This window comes from Micromonospora sp. DT46, assembly GCF_049841735.1.
Classification (GTDB): Bacteria; Actinomycetota; Actinomycetes; order Mycobacteriales; family Micromonosporaceae; genus Micromonospora; species Micromonospora reichwaldensis.
This window is the reverse complement of record NZ_JBNCKW010000019.1, coordinates 1-10,728: the sequence shown is the minus strand read 5'-3', so window position 1 is coordinate 10,728 and position 10,728 is coordinate 1. Positions and strand designations below refer to the sequence as shown.

The 10,728-nt window shown below is 73.2% G+C and carries 8 protein-coding genes and 1 pseudogene; 4 read left to right on the top strand and 5 right to left on the bottom strand.

The annotated features are described in order from the left end of the window. Positions 1–244: 244 nt before the first annotated feature. On the bottom strand, positions 245–1,669 hold the full coding sequence (locus ACLQ20_RS31265) for an MFS transporter (RefSeq protein WP_358118221.1): 1,425 nt from the start codon (positions 1,667–1,669) through the stop codon (positions 245–247). Between the two features lie 85 nt (positions 1,670–1,754). Next, a complete protein-coding gene (locus ACLQ20_RS31260; protein ID WP_132239717.1) occupies positions 1,755–1,991 on the bottom strand; it encodes a hypothetical protein in 237 nt (78 codons plus the stop codon). A 150-nt stretch (positions 1,992–2,141) separates the two neighbouring features. Here ACLQ20_RS31260 and ACLQ20_RS31255 point away from each other — a divergent pair, with 150 nt between their 5' ends. The 3 genes from ACLQ20_RS31255 to ACLQ20_RS31245 all read left to right on the top strand — a co-directional run bounded on the left by ACLQ20_RS31255 (position 2,142) and on the right by ACLQ20_RS31245 (position 5,661). Next, positions 2,142–3,272, top strand: a complete 1,131-nt coding sequence (locus ACLQ20_RS31255) for a geranylgeranyl reductase family protein (protein ID WP_425858363.1) — start codon at positions 2,142–2,144, stop codon at positions 3,270–3,272. A gap of 232 nt (positions 3,273–3,504) precedes the next feature. After that, entirely contained in the window at positions 3,505–3,720 is a 216-nt protein-coding gene (locus ACLQ20_RS31250; protein ID WP_425858362.1) for a hypothetical protein, read from the top strand. Positions 3,721–3,984: 264 nt separating this feature from the next. Continuing rightward, on the top strand, positions 3,985–5,661 hold the full coding sequence (locus tag ACLQ20_RS31245) for an ABC-F family ATP-binding cassette domain-containing protein (RefSeq protein ID WP_425858361.1): 1,677 nt from the start codon (positions 3,985–3,987) through the stop codon (positions 5,659–5,661). 123 nt (positions 5,662–5,784) lie between these two features. Here the strand turns inward: ACLQ20_RS31245 and ACLQ20_RS31240 are convergent, their stop codons facing one another. After that, positions 5,785–7,575: a bifunctional metallophosphatase/5'-nucleotidase gene (locus ACLQ20_RS31240; protein ID WP_151456835.1), complete on the bottom strand. Its 1,791-nt coding sequence runs from the start codon at positions 7,573–7,575 to the stop codon at positions 5,785–5,787. Between the two features lie 212 nt (positions 7,576–7,787). On the opposite strand from ACLQ20_RS31240, the pseudogene ACLQ20_RS31235 reads away from it, so the two are divergent. Then, a pseudogene (locus ACLQ20_RS31235) lies at positions 7,788–8,691 on the top strand (SDR family oxidoreductase). Between the two features lie 196 nt (positions 8,692–8,887). Here ACLQ20_RS31235 and ACLQ20_RS31230 read toward each other — a convergent pair. Continuing rightward, positions 8,888–9,547, bottom strand: coding sequence for a nucleotidyl transferase AbiEii/AbiGii toxin family protein (locus ACLQ20_RS31230; protein ID WP_425858360.1), 660 nt, complete (start codon positions 9,545–9,547; stop codon positions 8,888–8,890). Beyond that, the gene (locus ACLQ20_RS31225; protein WP_151454641.1) at positions 9,544–9,885 is read right to left on the bottom strand and encodes a hypothetical protein; all 342 of its coding nucleotides are present in this window, start codon (positions 9,883–9,885) and stop codon (positions 9,544–9,546) included. The genes ACLQ20_RS31230 and ACLQ20_RS31225 overlap by 4 nt, the downstream gene beginning before the upstream one ends. Positions 9,886–10,728: the final 843 nt, after the last annotated feature.

Below are 10,728 nucleotides of genomic sequence, written 5' to 3'. Positions count from 1 at the left end.
CAGCAGGCCGCTGACCTGGTGGCCGAGCACTGGAACAGCTGACAGCAGTAGCCGAATCGCCGCTGGCCGGCACCCCAACCGGGGTGCCGGCCAGACGCATGTCGGGCCGCGATGACCGGTGGCAGAGCAGGGCGAGCGCGGCGACCTGGCGTCCCACCGGCGGGTGCTGGCCGGGGGCGTCGGCCGTCGTGGCGGCTGGCCCAGGCCTGGCTCGACGCCCGGCTGGAACTGCTGGAGACCGTAGTCACCGGCGGTGGCCGAAGGCGACGTCGACCAGGGCCGCGACCAGCGCGAGTGCGATCACCCCGGCGGCCAGCAGCAGCGAGTGCCGGAACGCGAGCGAGAAGTCCCCGCCGCTGGCGGCCAGCGAGGAGAAGAAGACCGAGCCGACGGCGGCGATCCCGGCGGCGGACCCGATCCGCTGGCCGGTCTGGAGCATGCCGGCCCCGCTGCCCGCCTGCCGCACCGGCACCTGGGACAGGGTCAGCGTCTGGTTCGGCGCGATCACCAGACCACTGCCGAGCCCGGCCACCAGCAGGGGGGCTGCGGTCAGCCACGGCACGGCGGCGCCCCTCGGGGCCAGGTTCAGCACGACGACCACCGCGACGAGTCCCACCACGACGGTGAGCAGCCCGACCGCGACCAGGGGACGCCCGAAGCGGTTGACGATCCGGCCGCCGAGCGCGGACGCCGCGGCCGAGCCCAGCGCGAACGGGGTGATGGCCAGGCCGGCGACCAGTGCGCTGTAGCCGAGGCCGTTCTGCAGGTAGAGCGTGAAGATGAAGAAGATCGCCGTGAACCCGCCGAAGTAGAGCAGCGCGATGAGCGATCCCAGGGCGTACGACCGGAAGCCGAACAGCCCCAGGTCGAACAGCGGTTCCTGGCGGCGGCCGTACCACCGTTCCCACGCCCCGAAGACGGCCAGGGCGAGCAGCCCCGTCGGAACGAGCAGCCACTTCGCCGGGCTCCGCCATTCCTGCTGCACCAGCGGCAACAGCACGGCCAGCACTCCCACGCCGAGCAGCAGCACCCCGACGGGGTCCAGCCGCCGGTGGTCGCGTGGGCCGGCGGGTCGGCCGGGGAGCAGCCGCCAGCCGAGGACCACCGCGAGGATGCCGACGGGCACGTTGACGAAGAACACCCACCGCCAGCCGTGCGCCTCGCCGCCGACGGCGATCAGCAGGCCGCCGAGCAGCGGGCCGACGGCCGTGGAGATGCCGATGGTGGCGCCGAGCAGCCCGAACGGGCGACCCCGCTCCGGCCCCTGGAAGAGCTCCTGGATGAGCCCGGTGACCTGCGGGTTCACCACCCCGGCGGCGGCGCCCTGGATCAGCCGGGCCGCGATCAGCCACCCGGGCGAGGCGGCCAGCCCGGCCAGCGCGCTGGCCAGGGTGAACAGGGCGATCCCGAAGACGAACGCGTTTCGCCGGCCGCGTGCGTCGCCGAAGCGGCCGGCGGAGACCAGCACCAGCCCGAACGTCAGGGCGTACCCGGAGAGCACCCACTGCAGGTCGCTGGGGGAGGCCCCGAGGGCGCGGTCGATGGACGGGACGGCGACGTTGACGATGCTCACGTCGAGCAGCGTCATGAAGGCGGCGACCAGCCCGACCCCGAGGGCCTGCCAGCGGCGCCGGTCGTCCGGCGGCGCGGTCGTGTCGGCCGGGCTCATCGTGCCTCCCGTGGACCAGTGATCGGGCATCGTCGAGCGCTACCCCGGTCCCCGGGAGGCGAACCATCGCGAGGTGCTCGGGGGCTCACGCCATCTGGCGGGCGCAGAACCGGGGACCGAAGTCCAGCCCGGCCATTGGCGAGTCCTCCCGGTGCAACAGGTTCTTCTCGGTGAGCTGGTGCAGCGGCGCCCGCAGCTGCTCCTCGGTGAGACCGGCCTCCTCGGCGATCAGGTCCGGGTACGGCACCTGTCCCCGGGCCTCCAGCGCCGCGACCGCGTCGTACACCCGCTCCTCGACATCCGACAGTTGCACCTGCCGCATGGCCTTTCCTCCTTCGCCTGTCCCGCCCCTGCGCGGGCGGTTACGCCGCTGCGGTTACCCGGTGGACGGGCGAAGATGCCCACCCGATCGGGCGGTGCCGGTGGCCGCGCCGTCGGCGCCGCGGGCTGCGGTTTGCCCTAGGCTGCACCAGTGATCGTCTGGGATCTCGCCGTCGTCGGCGCCGGCCCCGCCGGGCTCTCCGCCGCCCACGCCGCCGCCCGAGCGGGCGTGCGCACACTGGTGGTGGAGCGCGCCGCGCACCCGCGTTACAAGACCTGCGGGGGCGGTCTGATCGGCACCTCGCTCGCGGCCGTGGCCGACCGGATCGAGGTGCCCGCGCACGACCGGGTCCACCGGGTGACGTTCACCCGGGACGGGCGTCGCCGGTTCACCCGCCGCCATCCCGGCGGGCCGCTGGTGAGCATGGTGCGCCGGGAGGAGTTCGACGACCGACTGCGGGCCGCCGCGGTTGCCGCCGGTGCCGAGGTGCGCGAGCGCGTCGCGGTCCGCGCGGTCGAGCAGGACCCTGACGTCGTACGCCTCAGGCTGGCCGACGGGGACACGGTCCACGCGCGGGCGGTGGTCGGGGCGGACGGCTCCTCGGGGGTGACCGCCCGGCACGTGGGGGTCACCCACCGGCAGGTGGACCTGGGGCTGGAGCTGGAGCTGCCCGTGCCGCCGGAGGAGCAGGCCCGCTGGCGGGGCCGCCTCCTGCTGGACTGGGGTCCGCTGCCTGGCTCGTACGCCTGGGTCTTTCCTAAGGGCGACCGGCTGACGGTCGGGGTGATCGCCGCCCGGGGCGAGGGGGAGCGGACCAGGGCCTACCTGCGCGGGTTCGTGGACCGGCTGGGTCTGTCCGGGGTGGAGCCGGCGCACGACTCCGGCCACCTGACCCGCTGCCGGGCCGAGGACTCGCCCCTGCGTCGGGGCCGGGTGCTGGTCGCGGGCGACGCTGCGGGGCTGCTGGAGCCGTGGAGCCGGGAGGGGATCAGCTACGCGCTGCGTTCCGGCGAACTGGCCGGCGCGGCGGTCGCCGCCGGTGACCTGGCGGGTTACGACCGCGCGGTCACCCGGGACCTGGTGCCGTCGATGCGCGCCGGGCACCGGCTGCTCGACGTGTTCGCCCGGCGGCCGGGGGTCTTCCACGCGCTGTTGGCCACGCCGCCGGGCTGGCGGATGTTCGTGCGGTTCTGCCAGGGCCGGGCGAGCTTCGACGAGACGTTGCGTCGCGCCCCGGTCCGGGCGGCGCTGGCGCTGCTGGACCGGCCGCCGAGCGGCTGAACCCGGCCGCGGAGGCCCACACGTCCTGGCCGCGCACGTCCTGGCCGCACCTTCTGGCGCGCAGGCCTGGCCGCACGTCGTCGGCGCGCGCCTGACCAGCACGCCGATCGGGCGCGCCGGACACGCGCCACACGGCAAGCCAGCCCTCGCCTTTTGCCCAGGATCCTAGGATGCCTTAGCGGTGGTGTCCGACGTCACCACCGCACACAATGATGACGTCGAGGGAGAAGTCATGGCAGAAGACCACTCCGGACCGTCGTTCACCGACGAGGAGTACAGCTTCCTGCGGCACGTGCGCTTCGGCTTCCTGCGGCACGTGCGCTTCGGCGAGCTTCCGCCCGCGGTTCGCCCCGAGGAGCGGACGGCGCTGACCGAGACCGATCCGCGGCGGGACCAGCCGGATCCGGGCGACGAGCGCGACCGGTGGGACCTGCGGCACGGGGCCTGACGCCCTGCCCGGGGAACGGGGGCACAGCTCGATCACCGTTCCTGCCGGTTCTTCCTACGGCCTGTCCGACGGAGCGAAATCCGGACGAGCGGGAGCGCCCGCGCTGCTAGCCTGGTCGCCATGGCACGAGGTATCTGGTCGCAGAAGATCCGCTCCGCCCGCTGACGGCGGCGCCTGCTCTCTGCTGATCCGCGCTCGCCGTCCCGGTTCCTGCCGGGCGGCCGCTTGCTGCTGCCCGGCTCCACCACGAGCTGCGGAGCACCCTTGAACCTCACCCCGATCACCGAAACCCTGTCCCTGCCCGTCGCGGCGGGCGGCGCCGCGCACGTCCGCGCCAACGGCGTCGCCGTCGTCCGCGGCTCCCGACGGGTCCTCGCCGACGTGTCGGTGACTGTCTCCGCCCGGTCCCGGATCGCCGTCGTCGGCGAGAACGGCCGCGGCAAGACGACGCTGCTGCACGTTCTCGCCGGCCTCATCCCGCCCGACGAGGGCACCGTGCACCGGGCGGGCACGATCGGCCTGGCCCGACAGGAGCTGTCCGCGAGTGACGGTGCGACCGTCGGCACCCTGACGTCCGAGGCACTGGCCGCGTCGTTGGCGGCCCTCGCCGCGCTGGACGAGGCGTCGCTCGCCGTGGCCGCGGGCGATCCCGGCGCCGGGGACCGCTATGCCGTCGCGCTGGAGGCCGCCACGGGGCTCGACGCGTGGGACGCCGAGCGCCGCATCGATGTCGCACTGGAGGCCCTGGGTGCGTGCACGGACCGCGACCGCGCGTTGTCGGAGCTCTCCGTCGGGCAGCGCTACCGGGTACGGCTGGCGTGCCTGCTCGGCGCGCGGCACGACGTGCTGCTGCTCGACGAGCCGACCAACCACCTCGACGCCGACGGGCTGGACTTCCTGACCCGCAGGCTGCGCGAGCACGACGGCGGACTCGCCGTCGTCAGCCACGACCGGGCGCTGCTGCGCGACGTCGCGGACCGGTTCCTCGACCTCGACCCGACGCGCGACGGGACGCCGCGCCTGTACGCCGGCGGTTACGACGCCTGGCAGGACGCCCGGCGCCGCGAACGTGAGTCCTGGGAGCAGGACTACGAGGAGCAGCAGGCCGAGCACCAGCGGCTGCAGAACGCGGTGTCCAAGGCCCGCGACCGGCTCTCCACCGGCTGGCGGCCCGACAAGGGGACCAGTAAGCACCAGCGCCAGTCCCGCGCGCCGGGCGTCGTGCAGGCCCTGCACCGCCAGCAGGACGCCCTCCAGGCGCACCGGATCGACGTGCCGGAGCCGCCGCCGACCCTGCGGTGGCCCGACCTGAGCGTCCGGCGGGGTGCGCCACAGTTGCGGGCGTACGGCGTCGCCGTCGACGGGCGCCTGACCGGTCCGGTCGACCTCACCCTCGACGGCGGCGACCGGCTGCTGGTCACCGGGGCGAACGGTGCCGGGAAGTCCACGCTGCTCGCGGTGCTGGCCGGCGCGCTCCAGCCGACGGACGGACGCGTGTGGACGGCGAAGGAGGCACGGATCGCCCTGATCGACCAGGAGACCGCCGCGCACGACCCCGGCCTCACCGCCCGCGAGGTCCACGCCCGTCACGTGGGGCGGCTGGTGGCCCGCAGGGCGCTCCGCGACGCCGAGGCCGTCCCGCTCGGGGCGCTCGGGCTGCTCGACTCCGATGCGATGCGCACCCCGGTCGGGCGGATGTCGCAGGGGCAGCAGCGGCGCCTCGACCTGGCGTTGGCGCTGGCCGGGCGGCCCGGGCTGATCCTGCTCGACGAGCCGACCAACCACCTGTCGTCGGCGCTGGTCGACGAGCTGACCGAGGCGATCCGTGACACGAGCGCCGCCGTCGTGGTCGCCACGCACGACCGGCAGTTGCTGCGGGACCTCGCCGACTGGCCGCGCCTGGAGATCGGAGGTCGCGTCACGGGTCGCGAACGACGCTGACCCGGCTCGCGGCGCCGGCCCGGCCCGGTGTCACGTCGCGTACGTGGCACCGGGCCGGTCGTGCCGCCGGGCGCCGGACGGGCCGCAGGCGATCAGCCCACGGCCCGTCCGGTGGTGCGGGGATCAGAAGACGGGCACGCCCTCGCGCACCAGCCGCCAGTTCGGCTGGTAGAAGTCCGCCGGGTCGATGGTGCCCTTGGCCTGCGCCCAGTCGATCAGCAGCTGCCGGATCTCCTGCTGCTCGTTGTAGACCTGGGTCTTCACGATGCCGGGGAAGTTGCCGCCGCCGCTGCGCCGGTAGTTGTTGACCGCCACCACGAACTGCGCGTTGTCCGCCACCGGCGTGTCGGTGCCGGGCAGCACCAGGCGGGTGACGCGTTGCCCCACCGGCTTGGAGATGTCGATGTCGTAGTCCAGGCCGGAGAAGACGTCGTAGTTGTAGTCCGGCACGGCCGGGTCGCTGATCGTCGCCGGGTCGACCGGGGCGCCGGGGGCGAGGGTCCGGAAGTACTTCGCCGAGTACTCCAGGTAGGCGCGCACCTCGGCGCCGCTGAGCACGACCGCCTCGAGGGTGTTGTCGAAGACGTACAGCCCGGCCACGTCGCGGATCTTCACGTCGCCGGCGGGGAAGACCGCGGTCCGGCTGAACGGTGCCGCGATCGACAGCACCGGCAGGTCCGCGTACGCCGTGCCGGCCAGCGCCTCACCGACGACCTCGGTCTGCACGTGGTTGATGAAGTCCAGGATGGGGGTGTCCCTGTAGCGGCTCTCCGCCGCTGACAGCTCCACCGTGGAGCGGGCCACGACCTGGTTGACGTACGCGACGGTCTTCTGGTGCTGCGCCCGTACGGCGGCGAGGACCTTCGGGTCCTCGACCACGGTGTTGGTGTTCAGCAGGGCGGCGGACTTCTTGGTGATCTTCCAGCGGCCCCGATCGCGGGCCAGGGTGAAGTCCATCCGGCTCAGCCGCTGGCCCCACTTCGACGGCTCGGTGAGCAGCACCTGCTCGCCGGTCTGCTCGTTGGCCACGAACTTCTCGGCGACCTCGGCGTGGGCGTGGCCGAACAGGATCGCGTCGATGCCGGGGACCTGCTGGGCGATCAGCGCCGTCGGGTTCTCGATCGGCAGCTCCGGGCCGTAGCTGGAGGTGCCGCTGTCGCCGCCGTGGGCGGAGATCAGCACGATGTCGGCGCCGCGCGCCCGCATGATCGGCACGTACTTCGCGGCGGTGGCGATCATGTCGTCGAACCGCAGCTTGCCCTCGACGTTGGCCCGGTCCCAGATCGCGCTGCCCGGGTTGGTCAGGCCGAGGATGCCGACGCGCAGCGGCGGTGCGGCGAAGCCGACGTCGACCTTCTTGATGACGTACGGCAGGAAGGCCGGCTTGCCGGTGGCGACGTTGACGGCGTTGGCGGCCAGCGCCGGGAAGCCCAGCTGCGAGATCCACTTCGCCAGCAGCGGCAGGCCGTAGTTGAACTCGTGGTTGCCCAGCGTCACGGCGTCGTAGCCGAGCACGTTCATGGCGTTGGCCATCGGGTGCGTCGCACCGGTGGTGGTGATCGGCTCCTGCTTGGCGTAGAAGGTGGCCAGCGGGGTGCCCTGGATGGTGTCGCCGGCGTCGAGCACCAGCGTCGCCTTGCCGCGCCGCTCGGCGCGGATCTGCTTGACGAGGGCGGCCAGCTTGGCGACGCCCACGTCGTTGTGCTTGCTGTCGTCGTACTCGGCGTCGGAGTAGTAGTCCCAGTTGTAGACGTTGCCGTGGGTGTCCGACGTGCCGAGGATCGTCAGGTCCCAGGTCCGCGACCGGGCCGGGCCGGCCGCCTGGGCGGGGGCGGCGGCGATCAGCGGGACGCTCGCCGCCGCGGCCGCGGCGGCGAGCACCGTCCGACGCGACGGGCCGGAGGGAGAGGTCATGAGGTGCCCTTCCATGGGGGTTCGGGACGCCCGGTGAGCGCCGAGCGCACCATAAACGAGCGGCGGTCACTCCTGCCACAGCCGCCCGAGGTGTTTCATCACACCGGCGCGCAGGGGCATGGTCATGTAACACGGCGACGGCCGTTTCCGCTTGCCGCCGCAGGGTAGGGCGTGGGAGACCCCAGACCCGACCGGTGCGCGAGGAGACGTCGGTGAGCGAGGACCAGCACACCCAGCAGGACCCCACCAGCCAGTACGGCCAGCAGGAGGGACAACCGAAGCAGCAGCAGACGCCGCCCGGCTCGACGGAGGAGATGACCCCGAAGCCGGACCACGGCGAGGAGTCGTACCGCGGCAGCGGCAAGCTCGACGGCAGGCGGGCGTTGATCACCGGTGGCGACTCCGGCATCGGCCGCGCGATCGCCATCGCGTACGCCCGGGAGGGCGCCGACGTGCTCATCTCCTACCTCAGCGAGGAGGAGGACGCCGACGCCCGGGAGACCGTCCGGCTGGTCGAGGAGGCTGGCCGCAAGGGCATCGCGGTGCGCGGCGACATCACGGACGAGGGGCACTGCCAGCAGTTGGTCGAACGGGCCCTGCACGACCTCGGCGGGATCGACATCCTGGTCAACAACGCGGCCTACCAGATGGCACAGGACAAGGGCATCCTCGGCATCAGCGGCGAGCAGTTCGACCGGGTGCTGAAGACGAACCTGTACGCGATGTTCTGGCTCTGCCGGGCGGCCGTGCCGCACATGCCCGAGGGCTCGGCGATCATCAACACCTCGTCGATCCAGGCGTTCGACCCCTCGCCGCAGCTGCTGGACTACGCCACCACCAAGGCGGGGATCGCCAACTTCACCAAGGCGCTCGCCGCCGACCTGGCCGAGCGGGGGATCCGGGTGAACGCGGTGGCGCCGGGGCCCGATCTGGACGCCGCTGATCCCGGCGACGATGCCGAACGAGAAGGTCGAGAAGTTCGGCCAGGACACCCCGGAGGGACGCCCCGGCCAGCCGGCCGAGCTGGCCCCCGCGTACGTCTTCTTCGCCTCCCAGGAATCCAGCTACGTCACCGGCGAGATCCTCGGCGTAACGGGCGGCCGCCCCACGAAGTAACCCCCACCCTCGCCGCCCCCGCGCCCTTGCTGGCCCGCGTCCTCGCTGCCCCGCGCCTCGCTGGCCCGCGTCGATCATGCAGTTGTGGTGCCCCGCAAAAGGGAAGGATCAGTACTTCCCGCCCACCAGAAGTGCATGATCGGCGCGAGAGGTGCGGGGTGCGGGGCGCGCGAAGAGACGGGGGGCGGGTGGGTGGTCAGCGGGGCCAGGGGGTCAGGCGGGTACGGACCTGGGCGACGGCGGCGGGGTCCAGGCCGTAGCGGGCGAACCGGCGGTCGGGCAGCCGGTCCAGGTAGCGGCCGGCGGCCCGGACGTCGTCCTCGTCCAGGGCCGGGTCCAGCTGGCGGGCCAGTTCCAGCAGCTCTGCCACGTCGTGGTGCTCCAGGGCCGCCGCGACGTCGATGTAGTCCCGGACCTCCCGCCGGTTGACCAGGGCGGCGGTCTTGTTCGCCATCAGGTCCCGTACGTCCATCACCGGGCCGAGGTCCATCACCACCGGGCTCCGGTGCCGGTCGAGGCGGGCCAGGCTGAGCCGGATGAGCCGCCCGTCCCGGCTCACCACGAAGTCCCTCAGGTCCCGGTCGAAGCCGTCGAACAGCTCGGCCAGCTCGCTGTCGGGGTCGGCGTCGGTCACCTCGAACCCCGCTCGCTCCAGTGCCGTCCGTACCCCGTCCGCCGCCGCGGCGGCGGCCCCCTCCACGTCCGCGAACAGGTCCACGTCCTCCGTCGGGCGGGTCACCAGCCCGTGTGCGGCCCAGGCCACCCCGCCGCCGAGCACGAACCGGTACGGCCCGGCGGCGGACAGGGCCACCCGGGCCACCTCGCGGTAGAACTCGTGCGGATGGGGCGTGCTCACGCCGTACGCAGCCCCCGGTGCCGGCTCTCCCACGCCTGGCGTACGCCCCGAGGCAGGTTGAGCAGCCGCCACACCCGGCGCAACGTGCGCCCGTTGATGAGCAGCCGGAGATCCTCCGCGCGGGTGGTCTCGCGCAGCACGTTCTCGTACATCCAGAGCAACTCGTCCGGATCGCCCAGGTCAAAGGTGCGGTCGGAGTTCCACATCAGCCGCACCGGCAACTCCACCACGCCACGGGTGGGGCCGGTCAGCTCTGTGAGGGTGCGGGCCACCACGGCGGGCCGGCCCGGACGGGCCAGGTGGGCCGCGCGGGTCGGAGCGGGGGAGAGGGCCTGCATGGTGTCAGGGTAACCCCAGGTCGGGCCGCTGGGGATCGCGGTTTCGCCGGTGTCGTGGCTGGCGGGGCGTGGTCGGGATGGTTTTTTGTGCTCCTGGCCGGCGGTGAGCGCGGGTCGCCGGGGCTGGGTTCTGCATTCTCGGCGTGGTGGTTACTGCCAGTGTCGGATGGTTTCGTGGGGGTGCGGTGCGTCGTGGTGGGTGTGGCCGCCGTGCCCGGCTCCGGGCGGTCAGGCTTGATCCCTGCGCCGGGCACGGCGGGCCACACCCCGTCGGTGCCTACTTCTCGCGTCCGTCCGCCGGGCTCCTGCCGGAGATCTTGGCAAGAAACGGCCCCTCCAGGGGCACTCTCGTACCAAGATCTCCACCGGCGCCTCGTGACCCGGGTGTCTGGGGCGACCCCGGTGACCCCAGGGACCCGGGTGACTCAAGTGACCCGAGGACCCCGGCTCACCCGGGTTCACTCGGATGAGCCGGATGAGCCCGGTGAGCCCGGTGAGCCTGGTGAGCCAGAGTGAGCCTGGTGGGCCGGGTTGAGCCAAGTGAGCCGGGTGAGCCGGGAGTCGGTAACCCGTGGACCCGGGTGTGACCGGGTGTCCGGTTTCGTGGTGGCTGGCCGGGGCGGGTTGAGCCGGTGAGTCGTTGGCGTGACGGTGCCGGGTGTGCGGGTTGTGGGTGTGACCGGGGGCATCGTGGGGGCGGAATCGTGGCCGGGCCGGGGTCGTTACACCCTGCGTACGACCGAGCAAGGCCACCCCGCTGAGGTCGCGCCGCCCCGATGGGTTGGCGGGCCCGGGGCCCCGGAATGATGGCGGGCCGGCGGTGGTTACACATGGTCCGGCCGA